Annotated in this window: 20 protein-coding genes; 5 read left to right on the top strand and 15 right to left on the bottom strand. The window is 43.1% G+C overall.

Annotation, left to right across the window (positions count from 1 at the left end; genetic code table 11):
* Window positions 1–34: 34 nt before the first annotated feature.
* From PIL01S_RS07965 to PIL01S_RS07935, 7 genes are all read right to left on the bottom strand, one after another.
* Entirely contained in the window at window positions 35–454 is a 420-nt protein-coding gene (locus PIL01S_RS07965) for a MarR family winged helix-turn-helix transcriptional regulator (protein WP_127537055.1), read from the bottom strand.
* Between the two features lie 229 nt (window positions 455–683).
* On the bottom strand, window positions 684–1,688 hold the full coding sequence (locus PIL01S_RS07960) for a hypothetical protein (protein WP_127537054.1): 1,005 nt from the start codon (window positions 1,686–1,688) through the stop codon (window positions 684–686).
* A gap of 18 nt (window positions 1,689–1,706) precedes the next feature.
* Window positions 1,707–2,705 (bottom strand): cysteine peptidase family C39 domain-containing protein, encoded by a 999-nt coding sequence (locus tag PIL01S_RS07955; RefSeq protein ID WP_127537053.1) that lies wholly within the window; start codon window positions 2,703–2,705, stop codon window positions 1,707–1,709.
* A 23-nt stretch (window positions 2,706–2,728) separates the two neighbouring features.
* A complete protein-coding gene (locus PIL01S_RS07950) occupies window positions 2,729–3,649 on the bottom strand; it encodes a helix-turn-helix transcriptional regulator (protein WP_127537052.1) in 921 nt (306 codons plus the stop codon).
* A 91-nt stretch (window positions 3,650–3,740) separates the two neighbouring features.
* Window positions 3,741–3,929, bottom strand: a complete 189-nt coding sequence (locus tag PIL01S_RS29805) for a hypothetical protein (RefSeq protein WP_095286843.1) — start codon at window positions 3,927–3,929, stop codon at window positions 3,741–3,743.
* A gap of 267 nt (window positions 3,930–4,196) precedes the next feature.
* The gene (locus tag PIL01S_RS07940; RefSeq protein WP_246058118.1) at window positions 4,197–5,264 is read right to left on the bottom strand and encodes a DUF1835 domain-containing protein; all 1,068 of its coding nucleotides are present in this window, start codon (window positions 5,262–5,264) and stop codon (window positions 4,197–4,199) included.
* Between the two features lie 58 nt (window positions 5,265–5,322).
* Entirely contained in the window at window positions 5,323–5,685 is a 363-nt protein-coding gene (locus tag PIL01S_RS07935; RefSeq protein WP_127537051.1) for a winged helix-turn-helix transcriptional regulator, read from the bottom strand.
* A 128-nt stretch (window positions 5,686–5,813) separates the two neighbouring features.
* On the opposite strand from PIL01S_RS07935, the gene PIL01S_RS07930 reads away from it, so the two are divergent.
* Window positions 5,814–6,443 carry a flavin reductase family protein gene (locus tag PIL01S_RS07930; protein WP_127537050.1) on the top strand — a complete coding sequence of 210 codons (630 nt, stop codon included), beginning with the start codon at window positions 5,814–5,816 and terminating at the stop codon, window positions 6,441–6,443.
* A 223-nt stretch (window positions 6,444–6,666) separates the two neighbouring features.
* Here the strand turns inward: PIL01S_RS07930 and PIL01S_RS07925 are convergent, their stop codons facing one another.
* Window positions 6,667–8,598, bottom strand: a complete 1,932-nt coding sequence (locus PIL01S_RS07925; RefSeq protein WP_127537049.1) for a fructose-1,6-bisphosphatase — start codon at window positions 8,596–8,598, stop codon at window positions 6,667–6,669.
* Between the two features lie 355 nt (window positions 8,599–8,953).
* Here PIL01S_RS07925 and PIL01S_RS07920 point away from each other — a divergent pair, with 355 nt between their 5' ends.
* Together PIL01S_RS07920 and PIL01S_RS07915 are read left to right on the top strand one after the other, a co-directional pair.
* Window positions 8,954–10,117: a glycoside hydrolase family 27 protein gene (locus PIL01S_RS07920; RefSeq protein ID WP_127537048.1), complete on the top strand. Its 1,164-nt coding sequence runs from the start codon at window positions 8,954–8,956 to the stop codon at window positions 10,115–10,117.
* On the top strand, window positions 10,118–10,321 hold the full coding sequence (locus PIL01S_RS07915; protein ID WP_127537047.1) for a hypothetical protein: 204 nt from the start codon (window positions 10,118–10,120) through the stop codon (window positions 10,319–10,321).
* Window positions 10,322–10,369: 48 nt separating this feature from the next.
* On the opposite strand, the gene PIL01S_RS07910 is transcribed toward PIL01S_RS07915, so the two are convergent.
* On the bottom strand, window positions 10,370–11,185 hold the full coding sequence (locus PIL01S_RS07910) for an AraC family transcriptional regulator (RefSeq protein WP_127537046.1): 816 nt from the start codon (window positions 11,183–11,185) through the stop codon (window positions 10,370–10,372).
* Window positions 11,186–11,387: 202 nt separating this feature from the next.
* Between PIL01S_RS07910 and PIL01S_RS07905 the strand changes: the two genes are divergently transcribed.
* A complete protein-coding gene (locus tag PIL01S_RS07905) occupies window positions 11,388–12,923 on the top strand; it encodes a carboxylesterase/lipase family protein (RefSeq protein ID WP_127537045.1) in 1,536 nt (511 codons plus the stop codon).
* A 93-nt stretch (window positions 12,924–13,016) separates the two neighbouring features.
* On the opposite strand, the gene PIL01S_RS07900 is transcribed toward PIL01S_RS07905, so the two are convergent.
* Complete coding sequence (locus PIL01S_RS07900) at window positions 13,017–13,910, bottom strand: LysR family transcriptional regulator (protein ID WP_127537044.1); 894 nt, start codon at window positions 13,908–13,910, stop codon at window positions 13,017–13,019.
* A gap of 153 nt (window positions 13,911–14,063) precedes the next feature.
* Here PIL01S_RS07900 and PIL01S_RS07895 point away from each other — a divergent pair, with 153 nt between their 5' ends.
* On the top strand, window positions 14,064–15,113 hold the full coding sequence (locus tag PIL01S_RS07895) for a YeiH family protein (RefSeq protein ID WP_127537043.1): 1,050 nt from the start codon (window positions 14,064–14,066) through the stop codon (window positions 15,111–15,113).
* 163 nt (window positions 15,114–15,276) lie between these two features.
* Here the strand turns inward: PIL01S_RS07895 and PIL01S_RS07890 are convergent, their stop codons facing one another.
* From PIL01S_RS07890 to PIL01S_RS07870, 5 genes are all read right to left on the bottom strand, one after another.
* Window positions 15,277–16,182 carry a quinate/shikimate dehydrogenase gene (locus PIL01S_RS07890; RefSeq protein WP_127537042.1) on the bottom strand — a complete coding sequence of 302 codons (906 nt, stop codon included), beginning with the start codon at window positions 16,180–16,182 and terminating at the stop codon, window positions 15,277–15,279.
* Window positions 16,183–16,210: 28 nt separating this feature from the next.
* Window positions 16,211–17,398: an MFS transporter gene (locus tag PIL01S_RS07885; RefSeq protein WP_127537041.1), complete on the bottom strand. Its 1,188-nt coding sequence runs from the start codon at window positions 17,396–17,398 to the stop codon at window positions 16,211–16,213.
* Window positions 17,399–17,432: 34 nt separating this feature from the next.
* The gene (locus tag PIL01S_RS07880; protein ID WP_127537040.1) at window positions 17,433–18,635 is read right to left on the bottom strand and encodes an MFS transporter; all 1,203 of its coding nucleotides are present in this window, start codon (window positions 18,633–18,635) and stop codon (window positions 17,433–17,435) included.
* A gap of 435 nt (window positions 18,636–19,070) precedes the next feature.
* The gene (locus PIL01S_RS07875; RefSeq protein WP_127537039.1) at window positions 19,071–20,090 is read right to left on the bottom strand and encodes a LacI family DNA-binding transcriptional regulator; all 1,020 of its coding nucleotides are present in this window, start codon (window positions 20,088–20,090) and stop codon (window positions 19,071–19,073) included.
* Between the two features lie 176 nt (window positions 20,091–20,266).
* Window positions 20,267–21,061: a Cof-type HAD-IIB family hydrolase gene (locus PIL01S_RS07870; RefSeq protein WP_127537038.1), complete on the bottom strand. Its 795-nt coding sequence runs from the start codon at window positions 21,059–21,061 to the stop codon at window positions 20,267–20,269.
* Window positions 21,062–21,107: the final 46 nt, after the last annotated feature.

Genomic DNA, 21,107 nt, shown 5'->3' with positions numbered 1-21,107 from the left:
TCAGGTTATTGAATTTTTCGCCATCCAGGATGTATTAACCGACGGTCCCCATATTCGTTACCAACTTTTCAAGTTTATCAGCGTCATCCATCGTTAATGAATTGAACTGAGTATCAGCCAAGTCATACAGATTGGGAAGTATACAATCTATTAAGTGTCTGCCTTTATCCGTTAATTGTACGAATATCACTCGACGATCCGAATGACAAGGGATCCGTGCTAGCAGCTTTTTATTCTCCAATTTATCCAAGATATACGTCAAAGCACCACTAGTCAAAGATACATGTTGAGAAAGCTGTTGAATTGCTTGTTTCTCTTCATGTTCAAGCGATACTAACACAGAAAGTTCCGTGAAATTGAGATCTGCTTTCTTTAACTCGCTCCGAAATTGGTCCTGAATCATTTTTGACATTTGAATGAAATGAAGACATGCTTGATATCGAAAATTATTCATTGTTTCTCACTCCATTTTATATATCTCAGTTTTAAGATTCTTTATTTAGATATTACTTGTTATATGTACTTTTGTCAATTCAGACCAAGCTCAGGGATCAAAATTTCTTGTTACTGATAACTAAAAAAAGCCTCCATATTTAATTACCTACGATCCCAGATAAACGCAAAAAAACCTCCCAGGCTTCAATGAGCTCGGTTCGGTTTTTATTCACAGCATGATGACAGTGCTATCTCAGTCCAACATCTTTAAAACGATTGCCGATGGTTTCAGGAAAGGCCTGCTTAATGGCATCAATGGCACGTTGTTCCGTTTCTCTCGCTTGATGTAGAAGCGCTATCACAGACTGAACACATCCCGGTTCTTTTACATCCCATAAATTGGAATGATCAACCCAACGAATCATCTCCAAATAAAGATCTGACAAGGAAGTATATTCTTGAATGACCTGAACCATCTGGTCAGAGAGGTATCCAAGACCTGCAACATAGGAGGCAATATTCTCTCTTGATTTGCAATAATATCGGAGGACTGCAGCAGCTTGCCTCGGATCATAAACGCTTGTTTCCAGTGCTAAAGCAATGGCAGAATATGCAGCAGATCCGCAGGCATAATCTTGAGATGGCAGCATGTAATCATGGATTTCCCATTTGTAGACGGCCTGAATCAACGATTCCTTGCAGACCTCCCATAAATCTACCGCTCTACAGGATTCCAGCACTTGATAATACCAATAAGGCGTACTATTTCGCCCAAAAGAATCGTAAGGCAAACGAGTAACGTCATGTCCTTCGCAGTTACAGATGAGCAAAACTTGCTCCACATCATCATACCCGGCAGCAATAACAAATTGGTCATGCCATACTATGGCCCCCACACCCCGATCAATGGATGTCTTAATGTCCACCAATGCCTGTTTTTGATACAGAGGAAACGTCGGTGCAAATGAAAACCCTGCTGACTGACTGGCCGTTACTCCAATGAAATCAGCAGCTACAAAGTTTTCTGCCATCCAGTTGTAGGCTGAGATGGATTCTTCGGTCAGACGCCGATCTACGACCAATCGAAATACAGTTGCTGTCATACCCGCAATCATGTGACGTGGGAATTCTGTCCACTTCTTATGTATTAAAATGCGGTGCATCACATCTGCATAGGAGCCCATGCTGTTTGGATCCTTAGAAAACGGGGTTTGTTTGGCTTGAATCAAGTCCAGATAAACTTGTTTTGTCATTATCCTTCCTCCCTCTGTCTATCTTGCCGAGTGTGCTCCCCATCGTGGCACAGTAGAGCGCTTACGATCAGGGAAATTTACGGATATCATGCGAAAAAAATGAACCGCTTGCTCTTCTAGTGCTTTCGCTTCCATTAGAACTTGTGCCAGTTTTTCCGCTGCATCCAGCTCCAGGGTCCATTTGTCCTCCTGCTGAATCATGAATCCCCTCATCTGGTGAATTAACGTTCCAAGCTGGTCATAACATGAATAAGCTTGGTCCAGCTCATCCCATATTCCTTGCATATCCTGCAGGTACATTCGAATTTCATTTCGAGACTGACAATAAGATTCTAAAAGATAAGTTGCCCCTGATGGATCATAATCTCCACTTCGTAGAGCTTGCACCCATACGTCATATGCCAATCGGCCAGAAGCGATGTTTTGATCTGGTAATAGTCGATAAGGGATATCCCAATCCTCGATAGCAAGTCGTAAGGATTCCAACAACATATCCTGTTTGGGTATTGGAATCTGCTCACCAAAGATCTGACAATACCAGAAACCTGTGAAGTTTAGCCCGAAATTGTCATATAGCAAAATCTGAGGCTCCTTACTCGACCCATCTTGTAAGTAAAAGATACAATCTTCGTCATCATATCCATGGATAACCCCGAACTCCGGAATCCAATAGATTACTCCTTTTCCCTCGTCCAGACTTCGCTTTACCCATTGCACTGCATCTAGCTGATAATAATCGAATGTAGAATGGCGTGTACGTCCTCCATCCCAGATTGTGAATATTCCCAGGTTGTCAATTCCAGGGCGGTGTGCTTCTCCCCATTGTCCATACGCAGTTACCGACATGGGAAGAAGCCTGCGATGCACCGAAAGTTTAAAAGCCATTCCCGTATACCCAGAGAGCAAATATTTTGCACCTTGAAACTGACCTGTATGGGTCAATATAGCATGCAGACTATCCACAAATGATTTAGACTCTCGCTTTACCACCAGGTTGTTTAACTGTACTTCGGCCAAGATAAGATCTCCCTCCATGGTCTTTACTTCACTTGAGCATGATTTGAATTGTGAAGTCTGTTAAGTATTGCGTCTGCATGGCTCTGTATCCTGCGTCTTAGCCACCCGGGAGATATTAATTCCTCCCACTCACTTATAAATAATTGCTGCATGAAAGCTTCTGTGTCATAAAATTCAATAGCGTGGATCTGATCCTGTTTGTCCCGAATGGGGTACCCTTGCCACTGCTCTGTTTGCTGCACTTCTTTCAGACGAATCTCAGCTATAAACGGTTTTCGAACAGGCAGAGGTTCTTCCCATCCACTGAGCTGCATGTCTGAATTACACTCGAATGTTTGATCCGTCAATCGGACATGAACGATACCCTCCAGCCGTATGGCACTTTGCTGTACAGGATCCGTTTCATAGCCAATGACGTAATCAGCATTGTACTGGGATATGATCTTCAATGGACACCAAGGAAACTGCCTTTCTCCGGAAAAGTCTCTGTAATAGATATGTACTTTAAGTGATTCTGTTATGGCATGGGATAATAATTCAAAGTGCTGAAGAAGCTTCGGCGATGCAGCGAATGTGGGAAGTGGACGGCTCAATATCTTCTGCTCTTCAGCCGTAAATCGCTCTAACAGATGCGCCACACGCTTTACCACATCAGATTGTTCGTGATTAAAATGCCGATAACGATGAGCCAAATACTTAAGGACGCTCTGTTCTTCTTCTGTCATATATAAATGGGGTAAGCGATAGGTCTGGTCCTCATAACAATACCCTCTATATTTCGCAAGATATAGTAAAGGGGCACGTAATGAAATCGCCATATATTCAATATCGCGCTGTGCCTGACGTCGGGATATTTCAAATTCACGGGCAAGCCAGCTGCTGTTCGGAAAACGTCCGCTTCGAATCTGCTCGTCAAACCAGTGAATACGATGCATATTACTCATCATTACAGACCCCCAATTGTTTCCACAATGTGCAAAACGTAAACCCATTATACCAAACGAATGGCCCGCTCCGAAGAACAGGCCTGCTACGTTATACGGTTGCTCTATCCACTCTGGATTGCACAGCTTTGGAACATTTCTTGCATACTTTCAGACTTGTCCCATCTGTTTTCGTTTGCGAATATAACAGTTTTATACGTGTGCTGCTGCATACCGGACATGTTCCCCGCCCCCGGGAAGGAATATTCCACAAGACGCGTCCTCTTTTGGTTTTTGCCAATGGTGTGAACCTCTTTTCAATGTAGTTTGTGTGTTCACCGTTATTATAGAGGTCATGGTACGACATAGAATGTCGCAGCAGTGCGTTTTGAAATAAAAAAGTCCCTTCTCTGGATGAAAGGACAACTTGCAGAACAATGTGCATTCCGAAATTAAAAAGAGGCATGAAGCCAAAAAAACCGTTTTACTGGCGAATTTACATACAATATATGTTTTTGTCCACGGAATCGATGCTCCAATTCCCATCCTAAAGTATAATAATTAATCGCTATAAATCCGCTTTCCTTTTTTGCTTGCGTCTGATGCTGTAAAATCGCATCCCTGCGGGTACACCTTTAATTTCAAGAACTCCATTATAGATGAGTTCCCGCAGCCTATATTCAAAATAAGAATCTCCGATATATTGTTCACAGTACCCGATTGCCTCTCCAATGAGACGGGCTGATTTTAAGAAATCCTTGTCACCCGCAGGAGGCTTAAGATCATCTAATTTCTCTAACAGGTACTCATCATAATAATCTGCTGGCACTTCAAGCACAGCTTGTTCACTCCATATGCGTAAAGTCCCTGACTGCTCCGTGATGACCTTCCATTCTTCTTTCAGACGTGTAATATCAGCAGAATTTAATCTTCTCTTATCGTCTAGTCTGGTGACTACTTCTCGCAGCTTTTCAGAAGGGATCTCTCCTGAGTACCTGTAATGAATGGATGCATCAGGCCGGTTGTAAAGTTTTTCACAGACTGCACAAGCATCATATAACGAAATAGCATTAGGTTTGCTGTGAAGTAAGTGAACCGCATGGCGTAAGCCTATCTGCTCACAAGCATTGCTACTAGTCCAAACAACGATCTCCGCTTCTTCTGGTATTAGATCTAATTTGCCTAGAATCTCATTGTATTCATTTTCGAATTCATCGTAATCTTCAAATCCACCGATGATGTTATTCCTGAACCAATTGCTGCGTTCCATACGTCCTTCTGCCGAGTCTAGACCAAGCGGACCAATAGCGTAATTCTCCGGCAACGTTATAACCTTGTGCGTTTCTTCGAAACCGAGTCCTCTTAAGGCTTGTTTCATGCTGCCCGCAAAAGACTCCCCATTCACAATATGAACATGAGTACAAGTCGGTACTGGAGACCAAAAGACTTTTTTCTCTTGAAGACTCATCAGCTCATCATATAGTTCAATCAGTTCGTGAGCTACGGTTTCGCTTGTTCTCTCTTGCTGCTTCATCAATTTGATTTTGGCGAGCATAAATTGAAAATAGGGTTTTAATTCTCCTTCTCCCAAGCTATCGGTTGCTCTTTTAATGACTAGGAAATCTTTAAGATTCAAATCCACTTCCCTCCTCAATCGTTTCATCGTTCAATCTGGAATGACGTGTTAAGTAATTTTACTGCTGAAAGTTTTCTCGCTTTTCATCGGGGAGATTGTGCATCCCCCATTTGCACATTTCTTCAAGAATCGGCATGAGAGTTTCCCCCCTTGGAGTTAGAGAATATTCGACTTTTGGGGGTGTTTGTGAGTACTCCACCCGTTTGACAATCCCGCTTTCTTCTAACTCTTTCAATTGAGAACTGAGCACCTTATGAGAGATCCCCACAATACTTCTCTTGAGTTCACCGTATCGTAAAATTTTTTGGCATGCTATTTGATACATGATTTTCATCTTCCACTTTCCGCCCAACACGCTTAACGTGTAGTCAAATGGAGTTAGGAGGTTATTGGTTCCACTAAGTTCGGAGTCATTGCTCATCAAGATCACTTCCCTAAATGTAAGTACGCACTTCAAAGTGCGTACTATATTATTCTTATAGCACGTGTTTATACTTACTAGAGTATGTAAGCAAGTAAATAAATTCATGAAAGGACAATAGAATCGTTATGCCAGGATATGACTCACTTCATTTTACTAACACCGATGTAAACGAGCAAGAAATGTATAAATTAATGATTGCCGCAGTTGTACCCAGACCAATCGCGTGGGTTTCCTCTATAAGTAAAGAGGGGTTTCTTAACTTAGCTCCCTTTAGTTTTTTCACAATTGCCTCTCGCACCCCGCCTACATTGCTACTCTCTATCGGACCCGGTGTAGGAGAGAGAGCTGGTACAATTAAGGATACACTTACCAATATTCGTGAGGTTGGCGAGTTTGTTATTAATATGGTACCTGAATCTTTAGGAGAAGCAATGCAGCGTTCGTCTGCTAATCTCGAGCCACAAATGAATGAGTTTGAGTATGCAGGTGTCACGCCTAAAATCTCCAAGACAGTCAGTGTGCCAGCAGTGCTCGAAGCACCCATAGCTTTTGAGCTTAAACTGGATCGAATTATTCCTGTGGGAGAAGATCATGTGATTCTTGGAACAGTTGAACACGTGCAGGTGGATCATTCAGTTTATGGAGGAGATTTTAAAATTGAAATTAATAGTTGGAAGCCTCTAGCAAGCTTAGCTGGTGACTTTTCTGGACACACCCCACCATTTTCAATCGGTCCTGCCGATCGTGAAAATTAGTACAGATATCAACATAGATTTCATAGGTGCTTTATCATGATTTATAGTGAATATGATGATAACCCGTCACCCAACCTTCACTATACCCTGCCGCGTTTTAGATCGACCTACAAAAAGGAAAGGCTCGCACAGGCAGGGTAACATGACTCCCCTGCCCAATACGAGCGTGTACACTAATTTGCACTCAAACGGTATGGTCCGGGTGAGTACAGTTAGCAATAGTTCATTTCATTGAGCGATATTCCAGTAAATCCGTCAAATTGGAGATTTTCTGCAGCAGCTTCTCCCCGATATTGGTTTCCCTCACCAGTTTCCGCGCCAGTTCTTTGTCCACCAGTCTTTTTATGGATAACACATCCGTTCCGTTACATAGCACGTCTTCTTTTGAATTAAATTTCTGATGAGCGACGAGCTGCATGCCAAAGGAATTATACAATAAGGTATATCCCGCGATACCCGTTGTGGATTGATAAGCTTTGGAAAAACCACCGTCAATGACGACCATTTTCCCGTTTGCTTTAACAGGGCTCTCTCCACGAATTTCTTTAACTGGCGTGTGTCCGTTAATGACATGTCCATGATCCGGATTCAAATCAAACTCCTGCAAGATCTTTCGACAGATCTCTTCCTTTTCACGTAAATGGTAATAAGGGTTCTTTCTCTCCTTATGCGCTTCCTTATCTTGGATAAAGTACCGTTCAAAAGTGGTCATTTCTCTCTTGCCAAAGAGCGAGGAACATTCCCCTGTCCAGATGTACCATACCATATCCGTCGCCAGGTCATCAGTCTCTTCCGGATGCGCAAAGGCGTAACGTAGGTTCTCTTCAAAAACATCAAGCAGCTGACGGCCCGCATACGTCTTGTCTTCAATCTGCATTTCTTCCATATTTCCTTCTTCATCCAAAGGAATACAGCCGTGGATCAACAAATTTCCATTGTATTTTAAATAAAGGCTGCCCTTTTTCATAAGAAAATTCATATGCCGGGCCAGCTTCTCGGAATGCTGAACGGAGAACAGCAGCTTTTCCATCACCTGGCGTTCTTCCTCCAGCAATTGTTCCGGGTTCTGTGGATTTACGGTTGCAAAACAGGTGTTTTCCAGCTGGTATGTTTTTCCGCAGATGTTGATTTCATTTTTGTCGTAATCGATCTGCTCCAGCAGAAGTCTTTCAGACATATTAAAGTCTGGGCGTCTTTTGATAATCGGAATTTCAAGCTTAAACTGAATCATGGCAATAGCCTGGTGAATCTTGGTGATCTGCAGAATTTCCTGCTCCGATACGTTATGGCCGCCCTGCAGCTTAGGTCTGAAAGGTGGATTATCTTCATAGTATTTCTCCGCCAGGTTCAACAATGGGCGAAGATTGATTCCGTATACATCTTCGATGATGTCCAAATTGTCGTATCTCGCGCAGATCCGGATAATATTCGCAAGGCAGACCAGTGAACCTGCATAGGCGCCGATCCAGAGCACATCATGGTTTCCCCACTGAATGTCTACAGAATGGTAGTTGATTAACGTATCCATAATTTTATCGGGGTCTGGCCCCCGGTCATAAATATCGCCAACCACATGAAGGTGGTCAACCACCAGACGCTGGGTCGTATAAGCAAGGCCGATAATGAGATTGTCCGCCTGACCCAAGGATATAATCTGCCCATATATTTCCTCGTAATAAGGATCCTTATTGTTGGTCGTATCCGTCTTGTATAGAAGCTCTTCTATAATATATACGTACTGTTTCGGCAGAGCTTTCCGCAATTTGGAGCGTGTATATTTGGAAGAGGCATAAGAGACAAGCTTAAGCATGTTTTCAATCGTTTGTCTGTACCACTGGTTCAAAGCCTGTTTATTGCTCAGGTCCCCTATAACCAGCTTTATTTTTTCTTCCGGATAATATACTAACGCCGCAAAATCATTAATTTCCTGCTCTGTCCAAACCTCACGAAATAATTCTTTGATTTTCTCTTTAACGGTACCTGAACCGTTTCGTAGTACATGCTGAAAAGCCTGGAACTCGCCGTGCAAATCACTGACAAAATGCTCGGTTCCCTTCGGAAGATTGGAGATCGCTTCAAGGTTGATAATCTCTGTTATGATTTTTTCTTCCGTATCATATTTCTCAGCAAGTAGATCTAAAAATTGCTCATCCAAAACAGATGTCCCCTTTCAAGGAATTATCGTGATGTATAGTTGGGTCCAATCTTTGCAAATGCAATTATAACCACTCTATATATGTTTTTTTACCAAACAAGGAATTCCTTCTAAATGCTATCCGCAAAGGTCATTATACTCCAGTTTCTTATGGTTCAACAAATTTCATAAAATGAATGTACTTGGCGTTTGCTTCATTTAAGCCTACCGGACAACATCAGTCCATATGGAAGCAACGTCAAGCTATGGCTGAATTCACATTTATCGTTTAAGTTCATTGTAGTTATTTTGAAATATGAATTGTGTTTACGCTATTCATAACTTATGAAACCAGGATAAGGAAGGAAGCGAGATGATGAGCAATCATTCGTTAATGGGGTTTGCCCCTGCACTAGGATGGAATTCATGGAATACCTTCACATGGGACATCAATGAGCAGTTGATTCGGGATGTTGCCGATGTGTTTGTAACGGAGGGTTATCTGGACGCCGGATACGAGTACATCGTCATTGATGATTGCTGGAGTCTGAAGGAACGAAATGTAGATGGCAATCTGGTCCCAGACCCCGCTAAATTTCCGAGCGGAATGAAGGCGCTTGCAGATTATATCCACGACAAAGGTCTCAAATTTGGCATGTATTCCTGTGTTGGTACACATACTTGTGCAGGTTATCCAGGCAGCTTCGAGCATGAATTCCAGGATGCTGCGTTATTCGCCGAGTGGGGCGTGGATTATTTAAAATATGACTACTGTTTCAAGCCGCGCCATATCTCAGGTGAACTGTTATACAAGCGCATGAGCCTTGCACTCAAAAACTGCGGGCGGGATATCCTGTTCTCTGCCTGCAACTGGGGAGAGGACAACGTATATGAGTGGATTCGTGAATCAGGGGCTCATATGTATCGCTCCACCGGTGACATTCGCGACAACTGGCAATCGGTCAAGGACCTGGCGCTGTCTCAGCTCGGCAAACAAAGCTACACTGGCTCCTTCTGCCATAATGACATGGACATGCTCATCGTAGGCATGTACGGCGGAAGCAACAACGACTTTATTGGAACCATTGGCGGCTGTAACGACACGGAATACAAAACGCACTTCTCGCTCTGGTCCATGATGGGATCACCACTCATGATTGGATGCGATGTACGCAAGGCCAACCAGGCCACCAAGGATATTTTGTTGAACCCGGACCTGCTTGCCATCAACCAGGATGCGGAGGCACGCGGAGCCTATCGCATCAAACCCGAGCCTCAATGGTTCCATACAGATGATGTATTCATGCTGGTGAAGGTGCTGACAGACGGCGATCTTGCCATCGGCTTCTTCAACCTGAGTGACAGTCAACGCGAGCTGTCCCTTCAATTCTGGGATATGGGGCTACCTTACGCCGCGGGTTATTCCCTATCACTCTACGATTGCTGGGAACACAAGGAGCTGGGTGTATTCCGCGAGCGTTATGCACCGGTGGTTGGGGCCCATGATTGTCTCGTCGTGCGAGCCAAATTGGTGAAATAAATGGCACAGAGTAGGCTGTGCACCACTTGTCAGGTTCCGCTCTTGTCCGATGATGTGGGAATTTATCTCAAATTGGTCTCTCGCACAGCCCAGCAATTCCTCTGTATCGACTGTCTCGGCGAGAAGCTGAATTGCGGGCGGGATCCGATTGAGAAGCTGATTCGTTACTTCCGTGAATCCGGGAACTGTGCGCTTTTTCGATAAAAGCAATTTCAAATCTGTCTTAACGGTTAGTGTGCCGACCGTATTCCCCTAGTGTTCTGCTTGTTTCTGATGTAACAGCCTGTAGGCTGATGGTGTATACGATGTTAACTTTTTGAATACTCTCGAAAAATAAAGCGGATCATTGTACCCAACCGAATAGGCTATGGATTGAATGGACAATCTGGAAGACTTCAGCAGCTCACAGGCGCGCCGGATACGGCATGCCGTTATATACGCCGAGATGGATTCGCCTGTAGCTTCTTTAAACCTGCGGAACAGGTAGCTTCGCTCCAGATTCACGGCCTGTACAATCTCCGCAACCGTCAAGGTCGATTTCCAGTAGTTCTGCTCAATATAGGTCCTCGACAGCCACACATAATCTCTGGCTTCCTCCTGCGTCTCGCGTGGGAAGTACTCCATGTAATAGGATAATAACAGGTGTAAACGTGCATCCGCCCTTAACACTTCACTGGGGGATGCCCCTGCATTCCAGGCCAGGTGAAACAAGGGTTCCAAGGTTTCCGGCGCAGCTGGCAGTACGGGATGCTGGACCGAAAACTGTGTCAACTCTATAAGTCGTCCTGCGTCTCGTCCGTTAAACTCCATCCATACGTATTCCCAAGGATCGGCCGGATCGGGGTAGTAATAGATTTCTTTTTGCGGAAAAATAATAAAGCTCTCTCCGGCACCCAGCCGAAATTGCTGGCCCCCGGTTTCCAGTGTACCCTGCCCTTGCATGATATAATGCAGTGCATAAACGTCACGCACGCCCGGTCCCCACTGGTGAAGATTGACAGGTTTATGGGCGCCGCTTATAAAATAAACCTGACTCGCCCTGCTCCCGTCTGTCCATGATGAGTCCACATCCGGCTCCTCCCTTCTTGATACCAGTCATTATATATGATTTTGTAGAGTTTTTGATTTATTTTGATGCTAGAAACTTCCTTTCAAGTTGCTTATGATCGAGATAGTGGTCTCATAACCCACAGCAGATATGTAAGCGCAACCACACACACCTTGGATCGACATGAATAAGGATGCTCAATTCAGAGAGGAGAATGTTGTGTTGCTTAGAATTGTTAAGGTAGAAAATGGCCAAGTTCAGGGGCTGCCTGCCGCTGACCCACGTGTTACAAGCTTTAAAGGTATCCCATTCGCCGCCCCTCCGGTAGGCCAGAACCGCTGGCGTGCACCACAACCTGCATCCGATTGGGATGGGGTGCTGCAAGCTTTCGATTTTGCCCCCACCTCTATGCAGGCCCCGACCGTCATTGATGATAATAACATCTATACGCGAGAATGGGCTGTTGATCCCGACCTGCCGATGAGTGAGGATTGTCTGTATTTGAATGTGTGGACACCTGCCAAACGAACGGATGAGAAGCTGCCTGTGTTTGTCTGGTATTTTGGCGGTGGGCTTCAGGTAGGTCATACTGCTGAAATGGAATTTGATGGTGAGCGCATTGCCCGCAGGGGAATCGTCGTGGTTACCGTCAATTACCGTCTGAATGCGTTTGGTTTCCTGTGCCACCCCGAGATTAGCGCTGAATCCCCAGAAGCACCTGCGAACTTTGGACATCTGGATCAGCAGGCAGGTACGGCCTGGGTGAAGCGTAACATTGCTGCCTTCGGCGGTGACCCGGATCAGATAACAATCGGTGGACAATCTGCAGGCGGCGGCAGTGTGCTAAGTCAGATGACTTCCCCGCAGAACAAAGGCCTGTTCCAGCGAGCTGTCATCATGAGTGGAATTGCGACCGAACTGTATCCCAATGTGCGCGTACCTTCTGTCCGCGGCACACTGCGGGATGCCGAGCAGAAGGGCGTTGATTTTTTCCGTTTTCTGGGCGTATCCAGTTTAGATGAAGCCAGACAGCTGGACGCCGTCACGTTGCGGGATAAAATCCTGGAATATCAAAGCTTCTGGGGAACAGTCATCGATGATCAGTTCTGTACAGGTGATCCGTTCATTCGTTTCATACAGCATAAGCGCGAACTCGTTCCCGTCATGCTTGGGCATACCTCTTCCGAGTTTTGGACCCAGCCTGCGGTAAGCAGTATGGACGAACTGAAGCAAACGGCGACTGAACTGTTTGGAGAGGATGCGCCCGCCTTTTTGCAGCGCTGTGGCGCCGATACTGGAGATCTCGATCATGTATTGCAGCAGGCATCGATCCGCATGATTGAGCATGCGATTCAACTTGTGATCCGCTCCAATAGTGGTCATCCGTCCGAGACACCGCTCTATTATTATAATTTCGACGCGGAGATTCCGGGCTGGGATCAGCCAGGCACGTTCCATTCCGTTGATCTGTGGTTTTTCTTCGAAACTCTCGCCAAATGCTGGCGCCCTTTCGTCGGTAAACATTATGACCTGGCACGCCAGATGTGTAATTATCTGTCCAATTTTATCGCGACAGGTGATCCCAATGGTCTGGATTCCACTGGCAAACCCTTGCCCTATTGGATTCCAAGCAGTACCGAGCAGCCTTACCGCATGGAATTCGGTGATACGTCCCAGTTACAGCGTGCAGAGCCGGGGCCTGTACTTGAATTGGTCATTGAACAGTATTTCAAAAAGCAGAGTGAGCCCGTTGTGTAACATCTATACTTTTACATGAATCAGACAATGAAGAGCCATGCAAGTATGCACGGCTCTTTACGTTGTCTCACCTGTCGCTGTTAATGATTTAGATCAGATAAAATGACCATCCAGTTTCAGCAGTCTTTCCGCGAAAACCTCGTTTGCTCTGGTAGGAATATGACCTATCCGGCGAACTAAGGAAAAGTTTCGTTCGATGTGGATATCTGGAATCGTGATTTCCTTCAACATGCCAGCGGATAACTCCCTTTTTACAACCCAGCGGGACAACATGGCGATGCCTAATCCAGAGAACACCGCTTCTTTGACGCCCTGACTGCTGTTGAACACGTATGAACGGTTTACCCGGAGTCCCGTCTGAGCCAGAAATCGATCACTAGACGATCTGGTTCCTGAACCCATCTCGCGAAGTATCCACACTTGATCTTGCAATTGTTCCAGATCCGCATTCACCGAAGCGTTAAGAGGATATCCTTCCGCTGCCACAATAATCAATTCGTCCTTCATGAATGGTGTCACGTTCAGATCTTGGGCCTCAATGTCCTCTTCAATCAAACCAAAATCCATATGATTATCTCGAATAGCTTCAACAACTTGAGATGAATTTCCGATGAATACTTCCATGGCCACTTCAGGGTATTGCCTGGCAAATGACGAAAACAGGCGAGGTAAAACATATTCTCCAATCGTAAAACTAGCCCCAATCTGCAATGAGCCGCTAACATTATCCTGTAATCTGGCAATATCCAATTTCGCCGACTCGTATAGATTCACCATTTCCTTGGCACGTACATATAGCAGCTCCCCAGCCTCCGTCAGTTTCACCCATTTGGGCGAACGATGCATTAACTTTACATCAAATTCCTTTTCTAATTTACGAATGTGTAAGCTAACACCGGGTTGCGATAAATGCAATAGTTCTGCCGCTCTAGAAAAATTGCGCTGTTCCACTACAGTTATGTACACTTTCAAGCTTTCCACGATCATATAATGCATCTCCCTGATAGTATTTAGCCCCAAATATCATTTCAATCATTATGATTCGTTATGATCAGCATTTCATTCCGGTATTTCTCTTTTCAATCATAACTAATTATAGTTACAAGTGAACAAGAAATAAAGAAATCGGACGTGATATCCATGAATTCAACTTCTGTCATGCAACAAGAGAAAAAGAATAAACAAGGGTTTGTGCTGGGAATTGGGCTTACTCTAATGCTTGCCCTTGCTGCCAAATATGCAGCCAGCTTACCTTTTTTGCACATCATGGGCCAGCTTGTACTTGCTATTTTGTTTGGCATGATCTGGAGAGCGGTCAGGGATGTACCTGATCATATAGTGGGCGGAATTTCCTTTTCAGCTAAAAAGCTTCTGCGATATGGAATCATTTTGCTTGGCATGCGGCTGGATTTGAAGGATATTCTTCATGCGGGGCCCAAGGTTGCCTTGATCTCCTTCCTGAACATTACCATAACCATTTTTGTTGTGTATGGCATTGCCAAATTTTTTCACGTCGAGAGACGTTTGGGGCTATTAACTGCATGCGGAACAGCGATATGCGGAGCTGCGGCAGTTGTAGCCATTGCACCCCAGATCCAAGCCAAAGACGAAGAAGCCGCCATTGGTGCAGCGACTGTAGCGATTCTGGGAACCATTTTTACGATGGTTTACACTCTTCTATATCCATTTCTACACTTGTCTGCATCCGGATATGGCGTGTTTTCAGGGGCTACATTGCACGAAATCGCACATGTGATTGCAGCTGCAGAACCAGTGGGCCAAGATGCTGTTGACCTGGCTGTCATTGTTAAATTAACGCGTGTAGCTATGCTGGTGCCTGTCGCCATCTTGATCGGATTCTGGACGAATCGTTTGGATCGCTCCAAAAACTCAGAAAACATCAAGTGGAATAAGAGAAGCCTGAAATGCCTCCCGATCCCCTGGTTTATTTTCGGATTCCTCATGATGAGTGCTCTGAATACGCTGCAGGTCATTCCTTCAGGTTTGACGAATCTAATCATTCTTGCGGCTTATATGCTGATTGCAATGGCCATGGCTGGTCTGGGCCTCAGTGTAAATACAGTTACGTTTCGGCAATTGGGTCTAAAAGCTTTTGCAGCCGGCTTTATTGGCTCCATCGTTCTTTCCCTCATCGGATATGTATTTTTAAAACTATTTAATCTTGGCTGATGAAAATGGTATGTGCCATCAATGCCTCTAGAACCCTATAAGCTGGACTAACCTTACTACGACAAATAGAAAAAAAGCCGCTAATAATAGCGGCTTAAGATGGAACTTTCTTCTTGTTCCTAGACAATAGGTCTACGAAATAATGACATACCCTGATCTCTTTTTATACTTCTTTACCAAATACGATTTCTTTAACCTCTGCTATGGGCATATCTTCCCCAGTAAAAAGTTTATAAGCAAGTGCGCCCTGCCATAGGACCATACCGAGTCCATTGATCGCTGTGGCACCAGCTGCTTCGGCCTGTGTTAATAGTTTGGTTTTGCGAGGATTATAAACGACATCTGTCACAATTAAATCTTTGCGCAATACATCGGTCATGTCATCAACGATACTTAATTCGTCTAATGGTTTCATGCCCAAGCTTGTGGCGTTTGCCAAAACAGCACTTTCAGCGATCTCTTTGCGAAATGCTTCTTTATCTTCTAAAGGAAAAACGTTAGCTTTCACGCCAAAGTCTTTCATTTCGTTGTTAATATATGCTGCATTCTCTTCTGCTGCGGAGAAAAATTTATCATTTCTTGCGAAGATGCTGATCTCTTTAATGCCAGACTGCACCAATTGAATGGCGATTGGTGTTGCAGCACCTCCAGAGCCAACTAAAGTTACTTTTTTCCCTTGTAACTCGACTCCATGTTCTTCAAGATTTTTAACATAACCTAATCCATCGGTATTATATCCGATCAACTTGCCATTTTGGTTTACAACCGTATTGCTGGCTCTTGAGAACTTCGCAGTATCATCTAACTCGTCCAAATACTGAATGACATCAATTTTATTGGGCATGGATACGTTGAATCCTGCGACGCCCATCGCTTTCATACCCTCAACTGTTTCTTTCAACTTGTCCGGTCCAACCTCAAAAGCCAAATAGGCATAATTCAAGCCACTTATTGTATAACCCACATTATGCATTTGTGGGGAAACGCTATGTCCAATTGGTGTTGCAAGTAATCCAACCAAAGTTGTTTTGGCATCTATTTTTGCAAGGTTTTTATCGTAATTATTCATTGTAAGGACTCCTTATACATTATATTTATTAACGAAACACTTTTTTACTACGAACAAGCACAAATGCTGCCAGCAATGCACTCAGAAGTGCAATGATCATATCCAAAACAAGTGTCATCGAAATACCCACCTGTCCCACCAAGAAGCTGGAGATGAAAGGAATCAATATGAAAGCAAGACTTCCTGCTATATTTACATATGACGTTGTCGTGCCTTTATTCTTGACGAAGAATTGTGTCATCACAGTGATAGCCAATTGGAAGGTACCAGAAGTAGATAATCCCAAGATAAACGTCATAATAATAACAATTGGATACGATTGAACAAAGAACAAGCTTAGCATGGATAAGAAGGCAATCAATGGGTATAGAATCATAACAGTGATTGGTTTGACGAGCTTATCCAGTACAGCTGCAAGCAATAGAACCGATACCAATGCTCCAATACTAAAGTAACTTAGGAGCTGTACTGAAACATTTTCACTCAGTCCAATAAATTTGGATCCCAGCTCTGGAAGCCACGTTTGCCAAACCACAAACAATGAGGTGGACGTAAATCCAATCAAAATAATGGCAAGTCCTTCTCCCCAGAACTTCGGCTCTTCCTTGAAACGACTTTTTCCACCTTCACTCTCTACCTCATCTTTAGCATTGGTTTTAAATGCTGGGAACGGCATAAAGATCAAGTAAATTCCACTGATCAAGAACAAGGCACCCAAAGCGTAAAATGACCAACCCCATGAGATATCGTTAGCAACTAGAATCGCAAGAATGAATGGCAGTAAAGTAGCTCCAATGGACATGATCGCTTTGACCAGGACCGTCGCCGAGCTGGATTTCTTAGGAAAGGATTCAATCAATGCAGGATATGTTCCTGAATCAAGTAATGAATTCGCTATCCCGGCAGTGATGGCCAATACAAACGCCACGGGGTAGCTTGACATCAAAGGAATACCCACTAAGAACAGTAAGTACAGAAAACTTCCTGTGATGATAATTGGTTTACGGCCTATTTTATCGGACAAGCGGCCGGCAAAGAATAAAGCAATCAGCTTACCAATACCAATTGCAGAAACAAGCAGGCTGATCTTTTCAACAGGTCGATTGTAGTTTTCGGATAGGGCACTCATATTGGAAGCTATAATGATATTGATCATCCCGAGCATGAAGTAATTCAAGTACATGCCAAGAGACGTTTTAATATATGGATTCTTCATTTCATTTCTCTCCTCTTATATTAAAAGCAAATATTTAGTGAGACTTTATTTTGATAGTGATCTTTCTTATTTGCTTGGATAAATAAAGCGCCAGACATGTACTCATCACAGCAATACATAAGTCAAAAACAAATACTGCGGATATGCCAATATATTTAACGAGTAAACTTGTGACAAATGGGATAACCATGAAAGCCACACTGGCAGCAGCACTTACGTATGAGACGCTTACCCCTTTTTTTGCCGGAAATAAATCAATCATTACCGTCATAGCTAATTGATACATTCCTGAAGTAAACAGTCCAAGGAAAAATGCGATAAACGGCGCCATCAAAGGATTACGGGACACAAGCAGCACAATCAAAAATAGGGTTGCGACACCTGGTGTAACGATCATTGCCGTAATAGGTTTAATGAATTTCTTCAACAAGAAAGCAAGCACCAAAACACAAATTAATCCGCCCATGCTGTAAAAACTAAGTAACTCAACTGCACTCTTTTCATTTAGGTGTAAAGCTTGTTTACCATAAGTAGGCAGCCATGTCTGAATAACGGATGACAACGACACAGAAAAAAAACCGATGATGACCAGAGCAGAACCTTCTTTCCAGCTATACAAGTCCGTCCTTTGCTCACCGGAATGTGTCTCACTTCTCTGCTTGTCAGGATTCTGGGTAGTCATTCCAGGAAATCGAATCGTTACAAAATACATTCCTAACAGAGCAAACAGAAACGCAGGTATGAAAAATGCATAACCAAAAAACAATTCTTTAGACATAAAAAAGGATATTAATGCCGGTAGAATGATGGCTCCTATTGACATGAATGCTTTTATTAACACAATTGCCGTACCTGCTGCCTCTTTGAAGCTTTCATTCAAGGCTGGGTAAGCACCAGAATCCAGAAGCGAATTACTGATTCCAGCCAAGAAAGCAAATATGAGAGCAATCTGAAAGTGAGTTGATAATGGTGTTCCAACAAGAAAAACAGCGTATAGCACAGCAGCTGCAATGATCAAAGGTTTTCTTCCATAACGATCGGATAATTTACCTGCAATATTAATGGTTAGTAAGTGACCAATCCCAACAACAGAAATAAGCAAGCTAATATCTGTTTGGGCAACATGTAGTCGCTCCGATAAAAAGCTCATATTGGATGCGAGCATGATATTGACCATTCCTAACAGTAAATAACTTAGGTAAATCCCTAATCCCATTTTTAGGTACGGAAATTTCATTTGCTGTCCCCTTTGCGAAATACAACTTCAACAATTTGTTAAAATTTCATTCCTTTGCCCCCTAATGATACAATTTTGTACGCCAATATTAGGAAATATACCTTGATGTATAAACCGCGGTATATCGATGTACAAAAATAATTAAATAACTACAGTATCATCCTTTAAAAACAAGGGTTAAATCTAGTATATCGATATACTAATGATGCGCAGAACCTACTATACTCCTCTGAAAAAAATGTGTCAATATTGTGATAAATTTCACAGTTGTTTCGTTATTATGTTTAACGTCCTATGGGGAGTCTCCTTTCATTTGAGTAATTGAATGAGAAATCAAAAAAAACACCTCCCAGCGATACTTGGAACGTTAGATTAACGATCCTTATCTCACTGGGAGGTGTTTTTCTATTTCATCGAATTTGGAAAAACTTTATATTATTTAGATGTTTCTCTTACGACTAGCTCCGGCTTAAGAATAATCCGTTGAAGTTCTTCACTTTCACCAATAATCTTACTATGCAGAAGCTTGGCTGCTTGAATCCCGATTGATTTAGGGAAGGATGAGACCGTTGTTAGTGGTGGGTGGTAATTTTCTGCGTCTGGTATGTTATCAAATCCGACAACATCTACATCCCGTCCAACAACCTTCCCCTCTCTAGTTAACACCTTCATTACTCCGAAAGCAATCAAATCACTAAAGCAAAAAATGGCTGTAGGAGGATTCGGTAGACTTAATAATACGTTTGCGGCTTCCTCTCCGCCTTCGCTTGTAGGGTCGCTGGCTATGATAGTGCTCTCTTCGAGTTCAAGATTATGATCCATGAACGCCTTCCGGTATCCATCCATTCTTTTCGTCCATGTCGAAGATTCTTTAATGCCACCTAGAAAAGCTATTCTTCGATGCCCTTTTTTTGCTAAATGTGTGATAGCCAGGTACGTTCCTTCTTCATAGTCGATACCCGCATAATCGGCATGAATATTATACATTTCCCTGTTAGCTAGCACTAAAGGTATTTTCAGATTATTTAACTGTTTAACTGTCTTTTCTAAACTTATAGAAGATGGGTTTAGGATCAGACCATCAATCCTGTGTTCAACCATCGTTGAGATTAAATTTTGCTGCTTGGTTGCATTATCTGAAGTTGTACCGAGTAACACCGTGTAACCGAATTCCTCAAGTTTGTCTTGTGCTCCAATCAGAAATTCTGAAATAAATTTATTTGCAATATTAGTCACAATCACGCCAATCAAATTTGAACTTTGTGAGCGCATATTGGCAGCTACTCTGTCATAGATGTAACCTAATTCCTCAATTGAACTCAACACTCTTGCACGAGTTGCTTGTGGAATTCTGGGATTATTTCTAACCACCAGAGAAGCAGTCGTTGTAGAAACACCGGCGTGCTCCGCTACATCCTTCAGAGTTACTCGTTTTTTTGAATTTGTGTTTTTCATCTATTCCACCAACTTTTTATCTATGTTAATATTTTTTCTTATTTGAATCGTAGTAAAAATATTTCTTATATCAAAAGCTTCAACAAGAATTTTACTACATATTCTCGTCTACAACCACTTTCGGTGATGTTATTGCTTTTCACACATCAGTTCGTCGAATGATTCACTGTGGTGGGTTATATCACAAATTTTCTAATGGCATTAGCCACACCATCGTTATCATTTGAATTGGTTATGTAAACTGCGCATTTTTTCAGTTCATTGATCGCGTTCCCCATGGCTACAGGAAATCCGGACAGATGGAATAGGCCTAAATCGTTAAAATCATCCCCAAACACCATCACATTTTCTGAATTTACCCCAATTTCACTTAACACCCATTCCACGGCTTTTTCCTTTGAAGCTGTTTTATGCATGATTTGAATCAATACTCCTTTATCCGTTGCGATCACGTTTACATGGTCACCAAATTGCTCGCTTAGATCCTTCCATGTGTTACAACCTAGAACTAATATTTTGGTCGGGGATAGAGAGTCTATATAGTGTTGGTCCACAACCTGAGGTTTCAGATCATTCGGACGGATACCGAATTGAGCGCATTGCGAGTCCAGAACTGGCCTACTTGTGTACCATGAATCATTAACCTCGTATGAGATTATGGATTGAGGCATGTTTAACTCGATGAATGTATTAATCTGTTGATTGATCTCCAAAGGGATACGAATATGGCGCTCCTTCTGTGTGGATTTGCATGTAACTAAAGCGCCATTGTAATAAATCATGTAATCTACAAACGGAAACTGCTTCACAAATTGATTTGCCGCTCTAGGCGGCCTTGCCGTGGCAACTATAATATGTATCCCCGAATCAAAACATCGTTTAACAGCCTGAACATTTCTGGGAGATATCGATTTATCACTTCCGAGCAAAGTTCCGTCCAGGTCCAGTACAATGGCCTTAATAGTAGACATCCGATTCCTCCCACAGAGCTAAATTGGTAAAATAATACTACGCTTC

It is taken from the genome of Paenibacillus illinoisensis NBRC 15959 (assembly GCF_004000925.1).
Lineage (GTDB): Bacteria > Bacillota > Bacilli > Paenibacillales > Paenibacillaceae > Paenibacillus > Paenibacillus illinoisensis.
The sequence above is the reverse complement of the archived record's forward strand: the minus strand, read 5'-3'. Positions and strand labels throughout refer to the sequence as shown.

What these genes read in the sequence shown, in the direction of transcription:
- PIL01S_RS07935 (WP_127537051.1), bottom strand. Translation starts at nt 5,685, where the DNA reads ATGAGCAATGACTCCGAACTTAGTGGAACCAATAACCTCCTAACTCCA.
- PIL01S_RS07875 (WP_127537039.1), bottom strand. Translation starts at nt 20,090, where the DNA reads ATGAAAAACACAAATTCAAAAAAACGAGTAACTCTGAAGGATGTAGCG.
- PIL01S_RS07920 (WP_127537048.1), top strand. Translation starts at nt 8,954, where the DNA reads ATGAGCAATCATTCGTTAATGGGGTTTGCCCCTGCACTAGGATGGAAT.
- PIL01S_RS07960 (WP_127537054.1), bottom strand. Translation starts at nt 1,688, where the DNA reads ATGACAAAACAAGTTTATCTGGACTTGATTCAAGCCAAACAAACCCCG.
- PIL01S_RS07915 (WP_127537047.1), top strand. Translation starts at nt 10,118, where the DNA reads ATGGCACAGAGTAGGCTGTGCACCACTTGTCAGGTTCCGCTCTTGTCC.
- PIL01S_RS07880 (WP_127537040.1), bottom strand. Translation starts at nt 18,635, where the DNA reads ATGAAATTTCCGTACCTAAAAATGGGATTAGGGATTTACCTAAGTTAT.
- PIL01S_RS07870 (WP_127537038.1), bottom strand. Translation starts at nt 21,061, where the DNA reads ATGTCTACTATTAAGGCCATTGTACTGGACCTGGACGGAACTTTGCTC.
- PIL01S_RS07890 (WP_127537042.1), bottom strand. Translation starts at nt 16,182, where the DNA reads ATGAATAATTACGATAAAAACCTTGCAAAAATAGATGCCAAAACAACT.
- PIL01S_RS07885 (WP_127537041.1), bottom strand. Translation starts at nt 17,398, where the DNA reads ATGAAGAATCCATATATTAAAACGTCTCTTGGCATGTACTTGAATTAC.
- PIL01S_RS07950 (WP_127537052.1), bottom strand. Translation starts at nt 3,649, where the DNA reads ATGAGTAATATGCATCGTATTCACTGGTTTGACGAGCAGATTCGAAGC.
- PIL01S_RS07930 (WP_127537050.1), top strand. Translation starts at nt 5,814, where the DNA reads ATGCCAGGATATGACTCACTTCATTTTACTAACACCGATGTAAACGAG.
- PIL01S_RS07965 (WP_127537055.1), bottom strand. Translation starts at nt 454, where the DNA reads ATGAATAATTTTCGATATCAAGCATGTCTTCATTTCATTCAAATGTCA.
- PIL01S_RS07895 (WP_127537043.1), top strand. Translation starts at nt 14,064, where the DNA reads ATGAATTCAACTTCTGTCATGCAACAAGAGAAAAAGAATAAACAAGGG.
- PIL01S_RS07900 (WP_127537044.1), bottom strand. Translation starts at nt 13,910, where the DNA reads ATGATCGTGGAAAGCTTGAAAGTGTACATAACTGTAGTGGAACAGCGC.